This window comes from Streptomyces sp. NPDC094034 (assembly GCF_040303865.1).
Lineage (GTDB): Bacteria > Actinomycetota > Actinomycetes > Streptomycetales > Streptomycetaceae > Streptomyces.
The window spans coordinates 109,703-129,282 of record NZ_JBEOUD010000001.1 but is presented as its reverse complement, the minus strand read 5'-3'; the positions used below and the strand labels follow the sequence as shown (position 1 = coordinate 129,282).

General features: G+C 69.8%; 20 protein-coding genes and 1 tRNA gene. 10 read left to right on the top strand and 11 right to left on the bottom strand.

The annotated features are described in order from the left end of the window. Positions 1-14 precede the first annotated feature (14 nt). Positions 15-848, bottom strand: coding sequence for a TerD family protein (locus ABTZ59_RS00600; protein ID WP_351388724.1), 834 nt, complete (start codon positions 846-848; stop codon positions 15-17). Between the two features lie 188 nt (positions 849-1,036). On the opposite strand from ABTZ59_RS00600, the gene ABTZ59_RS00595 reads away from it, so the two are divergent. From ABTZ59_RS00595 to ABTZ59_RS00585, 3 genes are all read left to right on the top strand, one after another. Next, positions 1,037-2,200 carry an HpcH/HpaI aldolase/citrate lyase family protein gene (locus ABTZ59_RS00595; protein ID WP_351387269.1) on the top strand — a complete coding sequence of 388 codons (1,164 nt, stop codon included), beginning with the start codon at positions 1,037-1,039 and terminating at the stop codon, positions 2,198-2,200. A 65-nt stretch (positions 2,201-2,265) separates the two neighbouring features. Beyond that, the gene (locus ABTZ59_RS00590) at positions 2,266-4,761 is read left to right on the top strand and encodes a phosphoribosyltransferase (protein ID WP_351388721.1); all 2,496 of its coding nucleotides are present in this window, start codon (positions 2,266-2,268) and stop codon (positions 4,759-4,761) included. Then, the gene (locus ABTZ59_RS00585; protein ID WP_351387265.1) at positions 4,758-5,609 is read left to right on the top strand and encodes an HAD family hydrolase; all 852 of its coding nucleotides are present in this window, start codon (positions 4,758-4,760) and stop codon (positions 5,607-5,609) included. The genes ABTZ59_RS00590 and ABTZ59_RS00585 overlap by 4 nt, the downstream gene beginning before the upstream one ends. On the opposite strand, the gene ABTZ59_RS00580 is transcribed toward ABTZ59_RS00585, so the two are convergent. After that, positions 5,578-6,204: a DedA family protein gene (locus ABTZ59_RS00580; RefSeq protein WP_351387260.1), complete on the bottom strand. Its 627-nt coding sequence runs from the start codon at positions 6,202-6,204 to the stop codon at positions 5,578-5,580. The two genes, ABTZ59_RS00585 and ABTZ59_RS00580, sit on opposite strands and share 32 nt — an antisense overlap. Before the next feature lie 110 nt (positions 6,205-6,314). Here ABTZ59_RS00580 and ABTZ59_RS00575 point away from each other — a divergent pair, with 110 nt between their 5' ends. Together ABTZ59_RS00575 and ABTZ59_RS00570 are read left to right on the top strand one after the other, a co-directional pair. Further along, entirely contained in the window at positions 6,315-7,454 is a 1,140-nt protein-coding gene (locus ABTZ59_RS00575) for a sensor histidine kinase (RefSeq protein WP_351387257.1), read from the top strand. Then, positions 7,445-8,089, top strand: a complete 645-nt coding sequence (locus ABTZ59_RS00570; RefSeq protein WP_351387251.1) for a response regulator — start codon at positions 7,445-7,447, stop codon at positions 8,087-8,089. The genes ABTZ59_RS00575 and ABTZ59_RS00570 overlap by 10 nt, the downstream gene beginning before the upstream one ends. A gap of 34 nt (positions 8,090-8,123) precedes the next feature. On the opposite strand, the gene ABTZ59_RS00565 is transcribed toward ABTZ59_RS00570, so the two are convergent. The 4 genes from ABTZ59_RS00565 to ABTZ59_RS00550 all read right to left on the bottom strand — a co-directional run bounded on the left by ABTZ59_RS00565 (position 8,124) and on the right by ABTZ59_RS00550 (position 11,237). After that, positions 8,124-8,342, bottom strand: coding sequence for an FmdB family zinc ribbon protein (locus ABTZ59_RS00565; RefSeq protein WP_351387246.1), 219 nt, complete (start codon positions 8,340-8,342; stop codon positions 8,124-8,126). A gap of 21 nt (positions 8,343-8,363) precedes the next feature. Then, positions 8,364-8,924, bottom strand: a complete 561-nt coding sequence (locus ABTZ59_RS00560) for a DUF4383 domain-containing protein (RefSeq protein WP_351387242.1) — start codon at positions 8,922-8,924, stop codon at positions 8,364-8,366. Between the two features lie 66 nt (positions 8,925-8,990). Then, the gene (locus ABTZ59_RS00555; protein WP_351387238.1) at positions 8,991-10,367 is read right to left on the bottom strand and encodes a hypothetical protein; all 1,377 of its coding nucleotides are present in this window, start codon (positions 10,365-10,367) and stop codon (positions 8,991-8,993) included. A 72-nt stretch (positions 10,368-10,439) separates the two neighbouring features. Further along, complete coding sequence (locus ABTZ59_RS00550) at positions 10,440-11,237, bottom strand: DUF4097 family beta strand repeat-containing protein (protein WP_351387235.1); 798 nt, start codon at positions 11,235-11,237, stop codon at positions 10,440-10,442. A gap of 250 nt (positions 11,238-11,487) precedes the next feature. Between ABTZ59_RS00550 and ABTZ59_RS00545 the strand changes: the two genes are divergently transcribed. The 5 genes from ABTZ59_RS00545 (at position 11,488) to ABTZ59_RS00525 (ending at position 13,299) form a co-directional block, all read left to right on the top strand. After that, positions 11,488-11,562 (top strand) — tRNA-Val (locus tag ABTZ59_RS00545). Positions 11,563-11,649: 87 nt separating this feature from the next. Beyond that, positions 11,650-12,159: a GNAT family N-acetyltransferase gene (locus tag ABTZ59_RS00540; RefSeq protein ID WP_351387230.1), complete on the top strand. Its 510-nt coding sequence runs from the start codon at positions 11,650-11,652 to the stop codon at positions 12,157-12,159. Positions 12,160-12,186: 27 nt separating this feature from the next. Next, positions 12,187-12,579: a VOC family protein gene (locus ABTZ59_RS00535; RefSeq protein WP_351387224.1), complete on the top strand. Its 393-nt coding sequence runs from the start codon at positions 12,187-12,189 to the stop codon at positions 12,577-12,579. Positions 12,580-12,647: 68 nt separating this feature from the next. Further along, positions 12,648-12,920 carry a DUF4873 domain-containing protein gene (locus ABTZ59_RS00530; RefSeq protein ID WP_351387219.1) on the top strand — a complete coding sequence of 91 codons (273 nt, stop codon included), beginning with the start codon at positions 12,648-12,650 and terminating at the stop codon, positions 12,918-12,920. A 139-nt stretch (positions 12,921-13,059) separates the two neighbouring features. Beyond that, positions 13,060-13,299 carry a DUF2277 domain-containing protein gene (locus tag ABTZ59_RS00525; RefSeq protein WP_351387216.1) on the top strand — a complete coding sequence of 80 codons (240 nt, stop codon included), beginning with the start codon at positions 13,060-13,062 and terminating at the stop codon, positions 13,297-13,299. A gap of 216 nt (positions 13,300-13,515) precedes the next feature. Here the strand turns inward: ABTZ59_RS00525 and ABTZ59_RS00520 are convergent, their stop codons facing one another. The 5 genes from ABTZ59_RS00520 to ABTZ59_RS00500 form a co-directional block, all read right to left on the bottom strand. After that, the gene (locus ABTZ59_RS00520) at positions 13,516-14,160 is read right to left on the bottom strand and encodes a DedA family protein (RefSeq protein ID WP_351387212.1); all 645 of its coding nucleotides are present in this window, start codon (positions 14,158-14,160) and stop codon (positions 13,516-13,518) included. A gap of 172 nt (positions 14,161-14,332) precedes the next feature. Next, the gene (locus ABTZ59_RS00515; protein ID WP_351387208.1) at positions 14,333-14,788 is read right to left on the bottom strand and encodes a DoxX family protein; all 456 of its coding nucleotides are present in this window, start codon (positions 14,786-14,788) and stop codon (positions 14,333-14,335) included. Between the two features lie 67 nt (positions 14,789-14,855). Further along, positions 14,856-16,877: an FAD/NAD(P)-binding protein gene (locus ABTZ59_RS00510; protein ID WP_351387205.1), complete on the bottom strand. Its 2,022-nt coding sequence runs from the start codon at positions 16,875-16,877 to the stop codon at positions 14,856-14,858. Between the two features lie 168 nt (positions 16,878-17,045). Next, positions 17,046-18,827 carry an alkaline phosphatase D family protein gene (locus tag ABTZ59_RS00505; RefSeq protein WP_351387202.1) on the bottom strand — a complete coding sequence of 594 codons (1,782 nt, stop codon included), beginning with the start codon at positions 18,825-18,827 and terminating at the stop codon, positions 17,046-17,048. An 86-nt stretch (positions 18,828-18,913) separates the two neighbouring features. Further along, on the bottom strand, positions 18,914-19,567 hold the full coding sequence (locus tag ABTZ59_RS00500) for an HNH endonuclease family protein (RefSeq protein WP_351387197.1): 654 nt from the start codon (positions 19,565-19,567) through the stop codon (positions 18,914-18,916). Between the last annotated feature and the right edge of the window lie 13 nt (positions 19,568-19,580).

Below are 19,580 nucleotides of genomic sequence, written 5' to 3'. Positions count from 1 at the left end.
GTCCGTACCGGCTTCTACGGGCGGATGAACTGCGGTCCCATGGGGGGCAGCCGGAAGTTCGGATCGGGGGCGGGCGCGGCGGCCGCGGCCGGCTGGGGATAGCCGTACGCGGGCCGCGGGGACGACACCGGCTGGGGATAGCCGTACTGCGGCTGGGCCGACGGCAGGGGCGGCTGCGGGTATCCGTACGCGGGCTGCGCGGCCGGCTGGGCGGGAGGCAGGGGCGGGGGAGGCGGCAGCGGCGTCTCCGCGGCCACGGTGGCGCCTTCCGAGCCATCGGGCGTCCGGTCGTCGACGGCCCCTTCCGTCTCGTCCACCAGAATGCCGAACGCGGTGGCCAGACCGTCCAGACCGGTCGGATATCCCTGGCCCACCGCGCGGAATTTCCAGCCGCCGCCGCGCCGGTAGAGCTCGCCGCAGATGATCGCGGTCTCCTCGCCGGTCTCCGGCCGGACATCGAAGGCGGCCAGCGGCTCGCCATCCGCCGCTGCCGCGTCGTAGAGCAGGATCCGCAGATCTGTCACATGCTGGAAGCTCGCACCGTCGGAGGAGGCCGCGAGCACCACCTGATCGACCGAGGCATCGAGCGCCGTGAGATTGGCCTCGACGGTGTCGGTCAGTTCGTCCCCGACTTGTTTCTTGGGCAGCCGCCGCACCAGCCCCGAGGGATGGCGCGGCTGGTTGTAGAAGACGAAGTCCTCGTCGGAGCGGACCCGGCCGTCGTGTCCGAGGAGCAGGGCGGAGGCGTCCACATCCGGGACCCCGGTGCCCGGGGACCAGCGCAGCACGGCTCGTACGGCCATGGCATCGAGGGGGACGTTCGAGCCCTTGAGCATCGCGTGCGTCATAGCTGCCATCCTGCCTTCCCGCCGCCCGCGGGGACAATGCGGGCCCAGATCCGCTCCGTCCGGGCCATGGACGAGAAGCGGACGAGTAACCAGGATTTCATGTATCGAGGGAACTCTTGACACCCACCCATACGTACTATTACCGGCCACCTGACCGACGGGCCATCTTGGCAGTACGGGGGATTCACATGCGTCATTTCGGGCATATCCCGACCGCTGCTCGACAGGCTCTGTTCCATCAGGAGCCCTGCGAGTTCACCGCCGACTCGCCCGCCCGGCTGCTCTCGGCCGCTCTCGGGGCCACGCTCTACAGTCCGGCCACCCGGCCGCGGCTCGCCGACGACGTGCTGAAGCAGGCCGGGCGCGGAGTCGTCTCCATGGTGCTCTGCCTGGAGGATTCCATCCATGACGCCGAGGTCGTGGACGCCGAGGTCAATCTGGTCCGGCAGTTCGCCGAACTCGCCGAGCGCCGGATCGCGACGCCGCTGCTCTTCATCCGCGTCCGTGAGCCGGGGCAGATACCCGACCTGGCCAGGCGCCTGGGCGAGTCGATCCGGCTGCTGTCCGGATTCGTACTCCCCAAGTTCACCGAGGAGCGCGGGACGGCCTTCCTGGAAGCGCTCGCGGAAGCCGAGAGCGACTGCGGCCGGACGCTGTACGCGATGCCCGTGCTCGAATCGCCCGAACTGCTGCATCTGGAGACCAGGACCAGGACGCTCACCGGGATCGCGACCGCCGTCGACAAGTACCGCGACCGCGTACTCGCGCTGCGACTGGGCGTGACCGACTTCTGCGCCGCGTACGGCCTGCGCCGGTCGCCCGATATGACGGCGTACGACGTACGCATCGTGGCCGGGGTCATCGCGGACGTGGTGAACGTACTCGGACGTGCCGATGGCTCGGGCTTCACGATCACCGGCCCGGTCTGGGAGTACTTCCGGCTCCAGGAGCGCATGTTCAAGCCCCAGCTGCGGCGCAGCCCGTTCCTTGAGGGCCGGGCCGAGGAACTGCGTACCGCCCTGATCGAGCACGACCTCGACGGGCTGCTGCGCGAGATCGAGCTGGACCGGGCCAATGGGCTGCTTGGCAAGACCTGTATCCACCCCTCCCATGTCCCGCCGGTCCACGCACTGTCCGTGGTCAGCCATGAGGAGTTCAGTGACGCCCAGGACATCCTGCGGCCGGAGCGCGACGGGGGCGGGGTGCTGCGCTCCGCGTATACGAACAAGATGAATGAGGTGAAGCCGCACCGCGCCTGGGCCGAGCGCACCCTTCTGCGGGCCGAGGTCTTCGGCGTCGCCCGGGAGGACGTCGGCTTCGTGGAGCTGCTCACGGCCGGTCTCGCCACGTGAGCACCCGGGAACAGACCACTCGGACCGGGCAGGCCGGACCGTCGTCGAAGGAAGAGATCGTCACTATGGTGTGGTCGGGCACATGGGTCGCCGAGCGGCTCGGCGTCGAACTCGCCGGCGACGAGGACCTGCGGGATCTGCTGGGCCTGGCGCTGCGCCGCAACCCCAAGCGGGCCCACCTCCTTGTCTCGAATGTGCTGGGCAAACACATCCCGCAGCACCCTCGGGTCGTATACGGAACGGGTGTACAGCTGGGCGAGCGCGTACGTGAACTGCTCGGCGCGGACGTGGACCGCGCCGTGGTGCTCGGCTACGCGGAGACCGCGACGGGACTCGGCCACTCGGTCGCCGACGGGGTGCGCCACGCTCCGTATCTCCACTCCACCCGGCGCCCGGTCCCGGGTGTCGCCAGAGCGGGTGGCTTCGAGGAGTCGCACTCGCACGCCACCTCCCATCTGCTGCTCCCCGAAGACCAGGAACTGCTCGCCTCCGGCGGCCCGCTGGTCCTCGTCGACGATGAGTTCTCCACCGGTAACACCATCCTCAACACCGTCCGCACCCTCCATGAGCGCTACCCCCGTGACTGGTACGTCATCGTCGCCCTGGTCGATATGCGCTCGGCGGCCGACCAGGGCCGGCTGGCGGAGTTCGCCCGGGAGATAGGGGCCCGCGTCGACCTGGTCACCCTGGCCTCCGGCACCGTCCGGCTCCCGGACGGCGTCCTGGAGAAGGGCCGGGCGCTGGTGGCGGAGCACGAGGCCGAGGCCTCCGCGCCACGCCCCATGGACCCCGCCCGGGCCCCCGGGGCGCCGGGCGCCCACGCGACCGGCGTGACCCGCATGGCCCTGGAGTGGCCCGCCGGAGTCCCCGACGGGGGCCGCCATGGCTTCACCCCCGCCCACCGGGCCGCCCTGGAGGCCGCGCTGCCCGCCATGGCGGCCGAGGCGGCCGTCAGGCTGGGCGACGCCCGGCGCGTCCTCGTCCTCGGCTTCGAGGAGCTGATGTACGCCCCTCTGCGGCTCGCCGAAGCGCTGGAACGCTCCTGTGACGCCGAGGTGAGGTACTCCACCACCACGCGGTCACCGGTGCTGGCCGTGAACGACCCCGGATACGCGATCCGTAGCCGCCTCGTCTTCCCGGCCCATGACACCGGTGCCTTCCCCGACGGGGACGGCATCGGAGACCGGTATGCCTACAACGTCGCGGACGCCGGTTTCGACGCCGTCGTGCTGGTCGTCGACTCCCTGGCCGACTCTCCCGAGCTGCACGCGCCCGGCGGTCTGCTGGCCCAGCTCGCCGCACACATACCCCGGGTGGTCCTCGCCGTGATCCCCTCGTATCTCCCTTCTTCCGCGCACCTCCCGCACCCTCCGCACCCCCCGCGCTCCTCGCACGACCCCGAACGGCAGGAATCCTCCATGCTGCCCGAGCCTCTCCGTGGCCCCTCCTTCTCCTCCTACGCGCCCGACGATGTGGGCTGGCTCCTCCAGGACCTGTCCGACGTGGAGCTGGAGGCCCCGACAGAGGAGCGCGAGGAGGCGATACAGAGCGGCGGTGCGCACTACGCCGAATCCCTTCCTGTCGAGTACCAGCCGAGCGCCCAGTATCAGGAGCTCTTCAAAGCCGCCCTGGAGACCTCGGCGGCCCGGATCGCGCGGGCTGTCGGCACCGTCACCGAAACGGTGCTCGCCGAGCGGTCCCTCCGCCCCGTCCTCGTCTCGCTGGCCCGCGCCGGCACCCCGGTCGGCGTACTGATGCGCCGCTGGGCCCAGCATCGGCACGGCCTCGACCTGCCGCACTACGCGGTCTCGATCGTGCGCGGCCGGGGTATCGACGCCAACGCCCTGCGCTGGCTCGCCGCCCACCATGACCCCGCCGATGTCGTCTTCGTCGACGGCTGGACCGGCAAGGGCGCGATCACTCGCGAACTCGCCCAGGCCCTCGACGCGTTCGGTGGTTTCAACCCCGAGATCGCGGTCCTCGCCGATCCGGGTGGCTGTGTGCGGACCTATGGCACCCGAGAGGACTTCCTCATACCCTCCGCCTGTCTCAACTCGACTGTCTCCGGCCTGATTTCCCGTACCGTCCTGCGATCCGATCTGGTCGGCCCCAACGACTTCCACGGCGCGAAGCACTATCGCGACCTCGCCGACGCCGATGTCTCCGGCCACTTCCTGGACACTGTCGCCGCCCGCTTCGACGAAGTCGTCCACGCCGTGGACGCCGAGGTCAAGAAACTGCTCTCGGCGGACCGCGCGCCCACCTGGGAGGGCTGGGCCGCCGTCGAGCGGATCAGTGAGGAGTACGGCATCCACGATGTGAACCTGGTCAAGCCCGGTGTCGGCGAGACCACCCGCGTCCTGCTGCGCCGCGTCCCCTGGAAGATCCTCGCCCAGCGCGACGCGGGCGCCGACCTCGATCACGTCCGACTGCTGGCCGAGCAACGGGGCGTGCCCGTCGAGGAGGTCGACGACCTTCCATACACCTGCGTCGGACTGATCCACCCGCGATTCACCCGCGGCGCCACCGGTGCGGACGGCAAGGCGGTCGTCGCGTCGTGAACCTCTCCCACACCCCGGACACCTCCGCGAAGGCCCCGGTCCTGGTCGCCAGCGATCTGGACCGCACCCTGATCTATTCGGCCGCCGCGCTCCAGCTCCCGATGCCGGACGCCGAGGCCCCCCGGCTGCTCTGCGTCGAGGTGTACGAGAGCCGGCCGCTGTCGTATCTGACCGAGACGGCCGCCGGACTGCTCGGCGATCTCGCCCGCGCCACCGTCTTCGTACCGACGACAACCCGCACCCGCGAGCAGTACGGCCGCATCCATCTGCCGGGCCCCGCACCTCGGTTCGCGATCTGCGCCAACGGTGGCCATCTCCTGGTGGACGGGGTCTCCGACCCGGTCTGGCGGGCCCAGGTGGCCGACCGGCTGGCCGATGAGTGCGCTCCCCTCGCCGAGGTCCGCGCCTATCTGCTCGCCGCCGCGGACCCCGCGTGGCTCCTCAAGGAGCGGATCGCCGAAGACCTCTTCGCCTATCTCGTGGTCGATCGCGCCCTGCTGCCCGAGGGCTGGGTCAAGGAACTCGCCAAATGGGCCGACGGCCGGGGCTGGACCGTCTCCCTCCAGGGCCGCAAGATCTATGCCGTACCGCGACCACTCACCAAGAGCGCCGCGATGCGTGAGGTGGCCCGCAGGACCGGCGCCGAACTCACCCTCGCCGCGGGGGACTCGCTGCTCGACGCCGATCTGCTGCTGGCCGCGGACCGCGCCTGGCGTCCCGGCCACGGCGAACTCGCGGACAGCGGCTGGAGCGCCCCCCATGTCGACGTACTCCCGCAGACGGGTGTCGCGGCGGGAGAGGAGATCCTCCGTCGCCTCACCCTCGCCGCTGCCCCGGACCCGGCCTGACCAGCCGCGCCCCCACGAAGCCCAGAATCGCGACCACCGTCGCCACCAGCACCACCTTCGAATAGGTGGAGACATAACCCGTCACCTCCTCCCAGTTCTCCCCCAGCGCGAATCCGGCCAGGACGAAGACGCAGTTCCACAGAGCACTGCCGAGCGTGGTCAATATCAGAAAGAGCGGAAGTGGCATCCGCTCGATCCCGGCCGGCACGGATATCAGACTCCGGAAGACAGGGATCATCCGGCCGAAGAACACCGCCTTCGTCCCGTGCCGGGCGAACCATGCCTCCGTCCGCTCTATGTCGCTCACCTTCACGAGTGGCAGCCGGGCCGCGATGGCGACCGTCCGGTCCCGGCCCAGCAACGCCCCCGCCCAGTACAGGGCGAGTGCGCCGACCACCGACCCCGCCGTGGTCCACAGCAGGGCCGCGACGAGACTCATCCGGCCCGTGCTGGCCGCGAAACCGGCCAGCGGCAGAATCACCTCGCTGGGCAGGGGCGGGAACAGATTCTCCAACGCGATCGCGATACCCGCGCCGGGCGCTCCGAGATTGTCCATCAGACTGTTGACCCATGAGTCCGCGCTGCTTTCGATCATGCATTCAACGCTAGGCAACCGCGGCCGGACACACATTGAAGCGGACCGCACAGAACATTGCGGTTTTCCGCAATGCGCGCCGTCGCTCGGCCCCGCTAGCGTGACTGATCATGAAAGCGGTGGTGCGACGCGGGCTGAGACTCGCGACAGGACTTCTGATCGGTAGCGGTACGGCCGCCATCGAGCTGCTCTTCACGCTGCTCGCGGGCGTCGCGTTGCTGCTCGTGCTCGCCTGGCCGCGCGGCCGGCAGGCCGTCATGCGCCCGCTCGCGGTGTGCGCGGGGAAACTGGTGGAGATGGAGCGCCACCGGCTCCGCACGCTGCTGGGCGAGCGGGTCGCCGGCACCTACGAACCGCTCGGCGCGCTGCGCTATCTCGCGATGCGCTGGGCGCTCGGATCGCTCGGCGCGGTCGTACTGCTGTCGGTGATGATCGGTGCGGGGTACGCGACGTTCTTCTTCTACGGCTGGGTGATAGTCGACATACGCTACCCGGGCACCGTCGCGCTGGGCATGCTCGGCGGACTCTTTCTGCTCTTTCTGGCGATACAAGGGATCTTCGGTGTCGCCGCGCTCGAAGGGAAGCTGGCCCGGCACTTCCTCGGCCCCAGCCACCAGGAGGAGTTGGAGCGGCGGATAGAGCAATTGGCCACCAGCCGTGCGGGGGTTGTGGACGCCGTCCACGACGAACGGCGGCGTATCGAGCGGGATCTGCATGACGGAGTGCAGCAGCGGCTGGTGGCACTGGGCATGCTGCTGGGCCGCGCCCGGCGCAGCGGCGACCCCGAGCGCGCCGACGATCTGCTGCGCCAGGCACATGAGCAGAGCCGCGAGGCGCTGACCGAACTGCGTGAAGTGGCCTGGCGTGTCTATCCGACCGTGCTCGACGAGGCGGGACTGCGGGCGGCGCTGGAGACCGTCGCGGAACGGTCGCCCCTGCCCGTCCGGTTGAAATGCGCCCTCAAGCATGAGCCCGGCAAAGCCGCGTCGAATGTCGCCTACTTCGTTGTCTCGGAGAGCGTCACCAACGCGGTCAAGCACTCCGAAGCCCCTCATATCGAAGTCGAAGTGGTCGAAGAAGCGCGCACACTGCGCATACGGGTCAGGGACTACGGGCGGGGCGGCGCCGATCCCGAGGGCAGCGGACTGTTCGGCCTCGCCCGCCGGGTGGCCGCTCTCGACGGACTGCTCCAGATCAAGAGCCCGCTCGGCGGCCCCACCACCATCACCGCGGAGATTCCATGCGAGTAATTCTTGCCGAGGACTCGACGCTGCTCAGGGAGGGGCTGGCACGGCTTCTCGCGGAGGAGGGTCATGAAGTGATCGCCTCGGTCGCCGACGGTGACGCGTTGCTCGCGGCGGTCGCGAAGGACCAGCCGGACGTGGTCGTCGCCGACGTCCGGATGCCGCCCACGCACAGCGACGAGGGGCTACGGGCGGCGCTGGAGATCCGCGAGCGCTGGCCGACGGTGGGAGTGCTCGTCCTATCCCAATATGTCGAGAAGCGCTATGCCACAGAACTGATGACCGGAGAGTCGGAAGGAGTCGGCTATCTACTCAAAGACAGTGTTGTTCAAGTGGATGAGTTCCTTGACGCCCTGGAGCGGGTCGCGGCGGGCCGGGCGGCCTTCGATCCGGAGGTCGTACGGCAGCTGCTGGCCCGGTCCAACCACAGTCATCCGCTGTCCGGACTCACCGAGCGGGAACACCAGGTGCTGGCCGAGATGGCTCAGGGCCACACGAACGCGGCCATCGCCCAACGGCTGCACATTTCGCAGAGCGCGGTCGAGAAACACATCAACGCGATCTTCGAGAAGCTGGACCTCAGCGGGAGCAGCGGGTACAGCCGCCGGGTCCTGGCCGTACTCCGCTATCTCGGCACCTGAGCCGGGGCTCGGCCGGCGGCGGGGGCTCGGCGGATCAGCCGCAGCAGCCACCACCGCAGCAGCCTCCGCCGCCACCGGCCGCCGGGGCAGGGGCGCCGGCCTTCGCGGTTCCGCCGACCGCCACGGTGGACAGCAGTTTCACGGTGTCGTCGTGCCCCTCGGGGCACGCGGCGGGGGCCGCCGATTCCGACATCGGCCGACTGAGCTCGAAGGTGTCACCACAGGGGCGGCAGCGGTACTCGTAACGAGGCATGTGTTCAGATTAGGCGGTGTTCTAGCCCACGCCCACCTGGCCCGGACGGCCCCTGGCCCTGAGGCGCTGTTCACGCTCCGCCTGTTCCGGATGGCGGGCCCGCCAGTACGGATTGTCGTGCGGCAGCCCCCCGCTCACTCTCCCGTACATCCCGAAGAACATGAGCAGCAGACCGACCACAAAGCTGAAGAGCACATTCTGGAGATGGAAGGCGAGGAAGTTGTAACTGGTCTCCAGCAGAGCGAGATTGACGAATCCGCTGATGATGAAGAGGACACCGAGGACCATATTCAGGGTCGACGCGGTATTTCCGCCGATCACCATGCCGATCATGAGGATCAGCCCGACACAGATGGACAGCACGCTCAGCGTGCCATTGGTGTTCAGGCCCGCGACCGTGGCGCCGCCGGTGTCGAAGAATCCGATCTTGTCGATCAGCCCGAGGATGCCGAAGACGATCAGGATGAGCCCCATCAGCCCGGCCCCGACCCGATAGACCTGGTTGAGCCGGTGATCGACGGGGAGCTGTTCGTCGAGCATGACATGCCGCCGGGCCGGCGGATGGAGCACTCGCGTGGCCATGGGCGGCCTCCTTTGGCGGTGGCGGTGCTTCACTCCAGCATCCGCCCACCGCGACCGGTGGACAACTCAGCCGCCGTGCCCGGCGCCCCGCTCCTCGCGGATCTCCGAGACCACCTGGGCCACGGTGTGCCGAACCGCCTCGGTCTCGGTCAGGAAGTGCCAGTAATCGGGATGGCGGCCCTCCAGCGCGGCCACCGCGCGGTCCAGCCTGGCCACGGACTGGTCCAGCGGACGCGCGTGACGGGGCTCGGGGGTATTCCGTCCGGTCATGGCCAGCCGCTGGGCATCCCGGATCGCGAACCGCGTGCGATCGATCTCCTGCTGTGGGTCCTTGGACACGGCGTTCAGCCGCCGCAGCCGGTCACCGGCGGCGGAGACCGCCTCGTCCGTACCGTTCAGCAGCGCCCGCGCGGTGCTGAGCAGCGAGGTCGCGTCGGCCCACCGCTGCTCCTCGCGAGCCTTGCCGGCTTCCTTGAGCTTCTCCTCGGCCTGGTGGACGCTGGTCGCCGCGTGATCGGGGACCTGCTGAAGGTCCTGCCAGCACGCCGCGGTGAAGCGGCGGCGCAGCTCGCTGAGCACCGGCTCCACGGTCCCCGCCCGCGTCGTCAGGGCCTGCGCACGAGTACGGAGAGACACCAGTCGGCGGTCGATCTCCTGGGCCCGCTCCGGCAGCCGCGCCGCCTCGGCCCGTACGGTCTCGGCATCCCGCAGGACTCGGTCGGCGCGCTGGAGTGTCTCCGCCACGCCGTGCTGTCCCGCGCCCTGGTTGAGCTTCGTCAGATCGGGCGCCAGCGCGGCGAGCCGGGCGGCGAGATCGTCCGCCCGCAGCCCCAAGGCGCGCACCGCGTCGAGGGCGTTGCTCGCGGCGAGCAGCGTCTGGCGCGCCCGCTCCACGGCGGGGGCGAGCCGCGCCAACTGTGTCTCGGCCTTGTCGAGCAGCGGCCCGAGCCCCTGCTCGAACCGGTCGAGATCGCCCTTGACCCGGATCAGCTCGTCCTTGGCCTTCGTCAGCTCGTTGCGAGCCTTGGACGCGGCGGACGGTTCCAGATCGTCGCGGTCGAGATCGTGCGCGTCGACGGCCTCGATATAGCTGTGGCTCACCTCGTCGATCCGCTGCCCCAGCGCCGCGAACCCCTCCACGGCCCTGCGGGCTCCCGGCGAGCTGTCCACCGCCGTGATCGTCTCTATCGAGATCCGCAGATCGCGCTGGGCCGTGTCCAGCTCGTAGAAGGCGGCCGCCGCGGCATCCTTCGCCGCCTGCGCGTCCGCGCGCTGACTCTCGCCCCGGCCGCCGAACCACCGCCGCGTACCCCCGCCGGCGAAGGTGAGCGGCAGCGCCGCCACCACCAGGGGCACCGGCAGCAGCATCAGCGTGAGGACATCACGGACGGCACTCGCTTTCGCTTTCGCTCTTGCGTGCGGCTGCGTGTGTGTCGCCGTCACATCCCTCTCCCGTGCCGAGTTCACCCTGCCTGGTTCATTGTCCCACCAGGTAGAGACGAACACACGGGTCGGTTAGTTCGCGCTTTGGATGGTGATCTTCCCGTTGCTGGTGCGGGCCTTCAGGACATGGGCACTGCTCTTGTCGGTCCGTACGCCGACATCGACCGAGCCGTTGTCGGTCGATGTGGTCACCGCGTAGGAGGTGTCCGAGCTGGGCAGATCGATGGCGATCCGGCCGTTGTCCGTGGCGGTGTCCACGCGGTCGGGCACGGCGGTGAGCCCGAGGCGGATGGCTCCATTGCTCGACTTCGCGGCGACGGTTTTGGCGGAGACCTCCTCCGTCGTGATCTTTCCATTGTCGGTCTCCAGATCAATCGGCCCGCTGGAGGCCCGTACCGTCAGGGCGCCGTTGTCCGACGTCAGCTTCAGCGCGGTGGTGAACCCGCTGGCGGTGACCCGCCCGTTGTCGCCCTTGAGGGTCACCGCCACCCCGCGTGGCACCTTCACCTTGTGCAGCGACTCGCAGTTGCTCGCCACCGCCCGGCACTTCACCTTGAGGCTGAGCGTGTTGTCCGTCATCTTCCAGCTGGCGTCGGGCCCGCTTCCCATGAAGACCCAGCCATCGACCTGCCGGGTCACCTCGACGTCCTTCACATCGGCGGGGACGAGTTCGACCGCCGCGTTCACGGTGTCGACCGTCAGCGTCTCCCCTTTGAAGGGAAACGACTTGGTCTCGACGGGGGCGTCGGAGGCGTCCGCGCTGCCACACCCGCTGACGGCGAGTGCGATGAGCACGGCTCCGCCGACGGCGAGAAGCGTACGAGAGCGGTGGCGGTGTGCGGGTGCGGGTGCGGGTGCGGGTGCGGCCATGGTGATCGTCCCCCAGAGAAGTTCTGTTGTGCTGCCGGAGCGTTCGGGCCGATGTTTCTCTCGGCGGGTCACTGGCAGTGCTGTGTCGTGGTGTCCCACCACCGTACGAACGGAAACCACCGAAACCGATCCGGCGGCCCTCCGTCTCCGTGGTGGGGATACCCCCCGTACACCGGGCGCTCCGCTACCGAGCCCGGCATACGGTTTGCGGCCGTGCCCGGTGGGCCATGTACGCTGTTGCCTCATCCACGGGTGCGTAGCTCAGGGGTAGAGCGCTGCTCTTACAAAGCAGATGTCGGCGGTTCGAAACCGTCCGCGCCCACCAGTGACACCTCACCGGCCACGGTCGGTCCGGACGAACACGGACGAAGGGCCCGGTCGCCATGTGCCAGTCGCCGAGGCGGTCCCTCGCGTGACCACGAGAGCCGGGGTACTTGTCCGGCCGCTGATCGCCGCGCATGCCGCGCAGGTGCTGGCGATCTACCAGGCGGGCATCGACGAGGGCAACGCGACCTTCGAGACGGCCGCCCCTTCCTGGGACGCGTTCGACGCGGGGAAGCTGGCGGAGCACCGCTTTGTCGCGCTGGCGCCGGATGGCGAACGGGTGCTGGGCTGGGTCGCCGTTGCCGCGGTGTCCGGGCGGTCCGCCTACGCCGGGGTGGTCGAGCATTCCATCTATGTCCGTCCCGAGGCCCGCGGCCAGGGGGTCGCGCGCTCGCTGCTCGACGCGCTGATCGCCTCGACCGAGGCGGCCGGGATCTGGACCATCCAGGCCGGCATCTTTCCCGAGAACGCGGGGAGTCTGGTGCTGCACCAGCGAGCGGGGTTCCGGATCATCGGCACCCGCGAGCGCGTCGGCCGTCTTCATGGTGTCTGGCGGGACGTCCAGCTGATCGAGCGCCGTAGTCCCGTGGTCAGCTGAGCGGGGCCACAGCACTAGGGTGGGCGGATGGCAGGCCTGCGCGTCGAGCGTCTCGACCATCTCGTCCTCACCGTCGCCGATATCGAGGCGACCGTCGACTTCTACACCCAGGTTCTCGGTATGGAGCCGGTGACATTCGGTGGCGGGCGGCGCGGGCTGGCCTTCGGGCAGAGCAAGATCAATCTGCATCGAGCGGGCCATGAGTTCGAGCCCAAGGCCGAGCGGCCGACCCCGGGCAGCGCGGATCTGTGTTTCGTGGTCGCGGATCCACTCGAACGGGTGATCGCCGAGCTGGCGGCGCGGGGGGTGCCGGTCGAGGTGGGTCCGGTGGAGCGCACGGGTGCGCTGGGGGCGTTCGTCAGCGTGTATGTGCGCGATCCCGACGGCAATCTCGTCGAGCTCAGCAACTACCCCGGCTGACGGACTCCCGGGCGCTGCCGCGCGCCGACGTGGTGAGGGACCGGTGTCGATGGGCACACACTGGGGCCATGAGCACCTACCAGGGGCCCGCGACTCTTGTCGCCGGTGAATCCGAGATCGCGGTCGAGGCCACTCTGTGCGCGAGCCTGTCGGGTGAGGTGCGCCAGTGGGGCGGCAGCGTACAGACCGTGGACGCGGGGGAGGCCCTGCGTGCGGCGCTGGCCGGTGGGGACGTACGCATCCGGTTTCCCGACGGCCAGGAAGGCGCCGTCGTGGCCACGTATACGGCCATCGGGAATGGACGGCTGCGGGTTTCGGGGAGCGGCACGATTCCGTTCTAGTGCCGCGTCAGGGCGAATCCGGTGCCGCGTCGGCGCGAATCCGGTGCCGCGGTGGGGCGAATGTCGCAGGTCGGCCCCGCTGGTTCGGGGGCCGGCGGGGGGCCTGACGGGCGCGCACGGCATCGGTCACACTGGAAACATGTGCCGCAGCATCAAGACTCTCCGCCCACCCGTACTCCCCGAGGAGGCCACCGAGGAGGACATCCGGGCCGCCGCCCTCCAGTACGTACGCAAGGTCTCCGGCTTCCGTGCGCCCGCCGCGCACAATCGGGAGGTCTTCGAACAGGCCGTCGCCGAGATCGCGGAGTCGACCGCGAAGCTTCTCGGGGGCATCGAGGTACGAGGCGCAGCGGCCCGTATCGCGCCCCAGACGTCCTAGGTCCTGTCCGGTCGATCTTCGCGGGCCCGCGACGCCTGGCACCGCACCTCGCCGCGTTGTCGGAGTCGCCCAAGTACGTCCAGTACATGGGCGATCCTTCGCCTTGCGATGCACGGCACCAGACGCCGCGGGCTTATCCGCGAAGATCGACCGGACAGGACCTAGGCCAGTCCCGGGTCAGTCCCAGGTCCGGACTGGAGTCAGGACGCCTGGGACCTAGTCGGCCGCCGGTGCCGGGACCGGGCGGCGTAGGACATATGCGGCGAGCGCGCCCGCCGCGAAAAGCGCCAGTACGGAGACGCCCGCGCTGGTCCAGGTCGTACCGAGCCACTGGCCGCCGAAGTAGCCGAGGCCCGCGCTGTAGCCCGTCCACGCGACGGCCGCCAGCGCCGACCAGGGCAGGAACTCTCTCGCCTTGCGATGGCCCGCGCCCGCGCCCAGGGAGACCACCGAGCGTCCGGCAGGCGCGAACCGGGCGATGACGACCAGGATTCCGCCGCCCCGGCGCAGCGCCCCGCCGAGACGTTCCTGCGCGGTGGTCAGGCGGCGGGAGCGGGCGATGGCCCGGCCGAGACGGTCACCGCCGCGCCGGGCGAGCCGGAAGGCGACCAGATCGCCGAGTACGGAGGCGCTGAACGCGCAGAGCATCAGGAGGAGCAGCGAGGGCACTTCCTCGGGCACCCGCACCACCTTGTCGGTCGCGCCCGCGGCCGTGGTCGTACCGGTCGCTGCCGCGGTGGCGGCCGTGATCACCAGAACGCCGCTCGGCAGCACCGGCAGGAATACGTCGAACAGTACGGAGAGGGCCACCACGGCATAGATCCATGGGCTGCCCGTCAAGGACTCCAGACTCTCCAGCACCTACGTCACTTCCCGCCCGGTCCCATTGACAGCGCCTCGATGTCGCGGGGGAGCGGCGGTGGCGGCTGCGGCCAGCCAGCGTACGCGTGTGCGGAAGCGGAAGATCGGCCGGGGTCCGGCATATCGGTGCCCGGACCGCGGAGGGTCCGGGCACCGGGGTTTCCGGCAGAGGTCAGGCGGCCACGGCCGTGCGCCGATCCCGCCTCTCTTCCCCGGACACGCCCCCGGAGCCACGCGAGCCGCGCGCCCCGAACAGCTGGTCCAGGGCGAACGCCCCCGGCCCGGTGAAGACGATCAGCAGGAACGCCCAGCAGAACATGGCCGCGGGTTCGCCGTTGTTCTCTATGGGGAAGAGGCCATCGCCCTGGTGCACGTTGAAGTACGCGTAGGCCATGGAGCCGGAGGCGACCAGCGCGGCCACCCGGGTGCCGAGGCCGAGCAGTACGAGGGCCCCGGCCACGAGCTGGATGACGGCGGCGTACCAGCCCGGCCAGACGCCGGTGGAGACGGTGTCCTTGGCGAAGTACCCGAAGAGCGAAGCGGCGCCGTGGCAGGCGAAGAGGAGCCCGACGACCACACGAAACAGGCCGAGTGCGTAGGGCTGGGCACGATTGAGGCGTGTGTACATGGGGGGTTGTACTCCTTCGATCATTGGTCTGGACCGATGAGAAGTTCCTGCCTCAGGTTAAGTACGCCTAATCAATGCTTGCAAGTTCAACATTCAGCTGAGGGTCAATTCGCGTCGTGTATTCGGGGCGCGATATGTCCGGTGTCCGCAGGGTGGCACGTGCCACCGCGTCGGAGTCCGAGAGCATCACCGAGTCGACGCCGGGGCGCGCTCCCGCCGCCGTCACCCAGTGGACTCCTTCCGTGGGCACCCCGAGCGCGAACCTCCGTGGATGGGCTTCCCCTCGACGGTCTATCAGGCGATATGGACGGCGCGTTACATCCAGCCCACCGGTTTCGTAACCACCGACCCGGTGCGGCCGGCACTGACCGGTCTTCAGCAGCCGCGAGAGCAGCGGATCGCAGCTGCGCCGGAGATCCGGCTCCGGAAGCCGGGCTTCCACGAGCGTCGTGGCGTGGATCAGCGACCCAGGAACGTCGGGGGACTCGGCACTGAACCTGCCGTCCGCCGTCCGTACGGTCGTCCGTGGGCCGATCACATCGAGCACTCCCGCCTCGATCAGGGCCGCCATCTCCTCGATTCGGCGGCGCGGTGGCCCGATGGAGAGAAAAGCGTTCAAAGGTGTGTACCAGCGGTCGAGATGATCGCGCCGCGAGGTGCCGGGGAGGCCGGCGTGGTCGACGATCTGCCGTACTTCATTGCGGAGATCACGCAGCACGTCCAGGGCCGCCTTGACCGGGCCCGTGACATTTCCGAGCGCCGCCTGGGCCGCGTCCTCGCGCAGATGGGCGAGGAGCCAGGCGCGGTGATCGGCCGGATCGCGGAAGGACACCCCGTCGTAGGGGCGCGAGATCCGGTCCCAGGACCAGCGGTCGGCGGGCGCGATTCCGGCCTCGTCGAGGACGGCGGCCTCCTGTGGGCTGCCGTGGGGCGCGGCGAGGAACCGTTCGAGAACGCGTTCCCACGAGCCCTCCGTCCAGCCGGGGCCGTCCTCACGGGCCGTCGCGCGGAGAGTCGCCTCGTAGAAGACCGCCTCCACCTCCTTGGCGACCAGCGGCCAGATCTCCTTGAGGAAATCCGGCGGGTCGCCCTCGTCCGCGCGTTTGCGGAACACCGCGATCACATCCGGGGTCAGCAGCAGCGGGCGGTGCCGGCCGGAGGGCCCCTTCGCGTTGTCCCCGCGTGCCTGGTACGGGACGCCGCGCCGCGACCCCGCGTACAGCTGCGGTTCGCGCCCCGAGGGGTGGTATACGAGAACGCCGTCCGTGTCCCGGGTGAACAGACCGCCCCTGCCCGCCGTCAGCAGCGCCATGTGGTCGAAGAAGTTGAGCCCGAGTCCGCGCAGCAGGACCGGTTCGCCGGGGGCGACCGCCGAGAGATCGACATCCGCGGGGTTGGCGGGCCGCAGATAGCGGAGCCGGTGGCGGGCCGCGTACTCCGCGAGGGCCGCCTGGGTCTGGCCGGAAACCACCGGTAGATGGCCCTGCGCGAGCACGACGGCGCTGAGGCCGGAAATCGTCGTGCCATCGTCGAGGAAGAGCGTCTGGGTGGGGCGATGCGCGGGGGAGCTACCGGGAGTTTGGGGTGAACCGGCAGAGGTGCGTGGGGCTGACGCGTCCGTAGCGGTCCGGTCGGTGTCGTCATCGAGCCGGATCGCACGGGCCCGGTGAACGACGACCGTCACGCTCTCCGGTGCGTTCTCTACCGTTCTGTGGAAGGCCCATTCCAGATATCGGCCATAGGCGGCACGGCTCGGATAGTCGTCGGGTCCGAGCCGCTCGTCCGGCCGGGTCGCTGCCCACTCGTACAGGCTCGGCCCCGGGCGTATCGGCCCCTCGCACTCGACGCTGTCGTCGGTGAAGACGGTCACCTGTGAGGCGACGGTGTTCATCAGCAACTCGGCGGGCTGGTCCGTGCGCCAGACCAGCCCCGCGCCCGGGGGCGCGGGGTCGATGAGATGCACGGTGAGGGGAACGTCCGGGGCGAGTTCGGGCACGGACGCGCAGAGTCTTTCGAGGACCGAGGTGCCACGGGGGCCGGCGCCGACGACTGCGAGAGAGCGGGGCAGGGGCTGCCGTACATCGCACAAAGCTGTGACTCCCGGGGCGGGTGGTGCTGGAAGCGAATAGTCCGCTCATCATGCCGCCCGTACATGGCGAGTTCGAACCCTTGGGTGAAGGATCACGCCGTGTGGCAAGGATCACGGCAACGTTGTCAGTCGCGAGGGCCGAAGCCGGAAGGGCCGTCAGGGGCGCGCTCAGGGTGTCAGAGACCGTTCCTGAACGGTCACCAACTCCGAGCCGGGCGTCCGTCCGGACTCCGGGGCGCGCCTGCGGGCGTGGGCCTGTTCCAGCCGAAGATCGGCGGAACGGCCGTGCAGCGTAAGGGTCATCAGCTGGTTACCGAACCAGGGGCCGCCCGTTTTGCGCCAGTTGACGGACGACCGGACGACCCGTCCATGCCGGACCAGCGCATGCCCGAGCCGCCGGGCAGGCCCGCTCCAGCCGAAGCGGAAGCCCAGCTTCATATAGCCGGGGATGGAGTTGTGCACGGGCGAGCAGGTCAGCTGCGCGACCCGCGCGTCTGGGCCGCCGCCCGCCGTCCAGGAGGGCTCGGCCACATACGCGTGATGCACATCACCGGACAGTACGCACACCGTCGCGGGGGCGTCGGGTCCGCTGCCCGCCTCCGCGATCAGCGCCGTCAGCTCCTCGAAGGAGCGAGGGAATGCGGCCCAGTGCTCCAGATCGGCCGCCCTGCGCAGCCGTTCGCCGAACCGGGCCCAGCGGGGGCCGCGTTCGCCGCCGCAGAGGGCGGAGTCCCAGGACTCCACGTCATGGATGAAGGGCGGCAGCAGCCAGGGCAGTGAGGTGCCGATCAGAAGATGGTCGTACGGTCCGCGCGCGTACGGTCCGCGCGCGTCCGTGCCGTCGGCGGGCCCACCGACGCCGTATGCGGTGTCGCTCTGTGCGCTGCCCGCGCCGTCCGCGCCCCGGCTCTCCGTGCCCCGGCCGTCCAGCACCTGCTCGCGTACCCAGCGTGCCTCGGCCTCGTCCAGCATCGCCCGGTCCCGCTCCGCCAGCACCCGTGCGGCGCGGGAGTCGACCATCAGGAGTCGCGTACGCCCGAAGTCGCGCCGGTAACTCCAGCGCGCGCACGCCGGATCGCGGTCGGCCTCGGAGGCGAAGCGCCGCAGCAGCTCCGTGCCGTCGGGTTCGGCGCGCACCGCCGCGTACAGCTTGTCGGCCGCCAGCTCGACAGGGGTGAGATTGCCCAGATGCTGGTAGACCCAGTACGACATCAGGCCGCCGAGCACCCGCTCCTGCCACCAGGGCTTGTCCCGCATGTCGGCCAGCCAGGCGGCGCTGGTGTTCCAATCGTCGATCAGATCGTGATCGTCGAAGATCATGCAACTGGGGACGGTGGAGAGCAGCCACCGTACGGCGGGGTCGCTCCAGGACTCGTCGTAGAGGTGGGTGTACTCCTCGTAGTCCGCGACCTCCGCGCCCGGCGGCTCGCTCAGATCGCGGCGCCGGGCCAGTCTCCGCCGGGTCGCCTTCGACGTCTCGTCCGCGTACACCTGGTCGCCCAGGAGCAGCAGAACGTCCGGGCGCGCGGCGGCGGGATCGCCCGCGATCCGTGTGGCCAGGGCGTCGAGCGCGTCGGGGCCGATCGGGTCGGGCTCGTCGTGCGGCGGTGACGCCCAGCGGCAGGAGCCGAAGGACACCCGCAGTTCGGTGGCGGGCACGGCCGGTGTACGGATCGTGCTCGGCGGGAACCGGGAGTCCTCGGGCGGCCAGACGCGGCGGTCGTCGAGCAGCACTTCGTACGGGGTGTCGGTGCCGGGGGTCAGACCGGTCACCAGGATCAACGCGTAGTGGTGGCCCGCGATATGGAACGTACGCGACGTGCCGTACGCGCCGTCACCGCAGCGGACCTCCGCCGTGGACGGGCGGTCGGCCTCGACCCAGACGGTCGCGGTGCCGCCGCCGTCCCCGTCGACGTACCTCAGCAGTGGTCCCAGGCGCAGCCGGGTCATGAAAAGCCTCCTCCGTCGCCCCCGTACGGTACGGAACGACCGTACGGAGTCGACGGGAGGGACCCCGGGAGGGGGGAAGTGGTTGCTCAGCAGCCGTTCAGGGCGCTCTGGAGCGCGCTCTTCTCGGCGGAGTCGACCTTCAGCTTGTAGTAGTACTTCACCTGCACCCAGGCGCGGACGTAGGTGCACTTGTACGCGGTGCGCGGCGGCATCCAGTTCGCCGGGTCCTTGTCGCCCTTGGACTGGTTCACATTGTCCGTGACGGCGATGAGCTGCGGGCGGGTCAGGTCGTTGGCGAACGCCTGCCGCTGCGCCGTGGTCCAGCTGTTCGCGCCCGACTTCCAGGCCTCGGAGAGCGGCACCATGTGGTCGATGTCCACGTCGGACGCGGCGCTCCAGGTGGCGCCGTCGTACTCGGAGTACCAGGTACCGCTGGTGGCGGCGCAGCTGGAGTTCTGCTGGACGTTCGAACCGTCGCGCTTGAGGACGACCTCACGGGTGTCACAGGAGCCGGACTGGGTGATCCAGTGCGGGAACAGGTCGCGGCTGTAACCGCTGGAGGAACCTTCCGCCTGAACGGTCAGCTGGCTGAGGTAGCTGCGTGCCGTGGCGGCGCTGACGGGGGTGGGCATGGCGGCCTGCGCCGTGGGCGCGGTCAGCAGGGTGGTGGCGGTCGCGAGGGCGGCCGTGGCGGCGAGGACGCCGGCACGGGACATTCGACGCGCGTAGACACCGGACATGTGAACTCCCTTG

What these genes read in the sequence shown, in the direction of transcription:
- ABTZ59_RS00600 (WP_351388724.1), bottom strand. Translation starts at nt 848, where the DNA reads ATGACGCACGCGATGCTCAAGGGCTCGAACGTCCCCCTCGATGCCATG.
- ABTZ59_RS00595 (WP_351387269.1), top strand. Translation starts at nt 1,037, where the DNA reads ATGCGTCATTTCGGGCATATCCCGACCGCTGCTCGACAGGCTCTGTTC.
- ABTZ59_RS00590 (WP_351388721.1), top strand. Translation starts at nt 2,266, where the DNA reads ATGGTGTGGTCGGGCACATGGGTCGCCGAGCGGCTCGGCGTCGAACTC.
- ABTZ59_RS00580 (WP_351387260.1), bottom strand. Translation starts at nt 6,204, where the DNA reads ATGATCGAAAGCAGCGCGGACTCATGGGTCAACAGTCTGATGGACAAT.
- ABTZ59_RS00575 (WP_351387257.1), top strand. Translation starts at nt 6,315, where the DNA reads ATGAAAGCGGTGGTGCGACGCGGGCTGAGACTCGCGACAGGACTTCTG.
- ABTZ59_RS00570 (WP_351387251.1), top strand. Translation starts at nt 7,445, where the DNA reads ATGCGAGTAATTCTTGCCGAGGACTCGACGCTGCTCAGGGAGGGGCTG.
- ABTZ59_RS00565 (WP_351387246.1), bottom strand. Translation starts at nt 8,342, where the DNA reads ATGCCTCGTTACGAGTACCGCTGCCGCCCCTGTGGTGACACCTTCGAG.
- ABTZ59_RS00560 (WP_351387242.1), bottom strand. Translation starts at nt 8,924, where the DNA reads ATGGCCACGCGAGTGCTCCATCCGCCGGCCCGGCGGCATGTCATGCTC.
- ABTZ59_RS00550 (WP_351387235.1), bottom strand. Translation starts at nt 11,237, where the DNA reads ATGGCCGCACCCGCACCCGCACCCGCACCCGCACACCGCCACCGCTCT.
- ABTZ59_RS00535 (WP_351387224.1), top strand. Translation starts at nt 12,187, where the DNA reads ATGGCAGGCCTGCGCGTCGAGCGTCTCGACCATCTCGTCCTCACCGTC.
- ABTZ59_RS00530 (WP_351387219.1), top strand. Translation starts at nt 12,648, where the DNA reads ATGAGCACCTACCAGGGGCCCGCGACTCTTGTCGCCGGTGAATCCGAG.
- ABTZ59_RS00525 (WP_351387216.1), top strand. Translation starts at nt 13,060, where the DNA reads ATGTGCCGCAGCATCAAGACTCTCCGCCCACCCGTACTCCCCGAGGAG.
- ABTZ59_RS00515 (WP_351387208.1), bottom strand. Translation starts at nt 14,788, where the DNA reads ATGTACACACGCCTCAATCGTGCCCAGCCCTACGCACTCGGCCTGTTT.
- ABTZ59_RS00505 (WP_351387202.1), bottom strand. Translation starts at nt 18,827, where the DNA reads ATGACCCGGCTGCGCCTGGGACCACTGCTGAGGTACGTCGACGGGGAC.
- ABTZ59_RS00500 (WP_351387197.1), bottom strand. Translation starts at nt 19,567, where the DNA reads ATGTCCGGTGTCTACGCGCGTCGAATGTCCCGTGCCGGCGTCCTCGCC.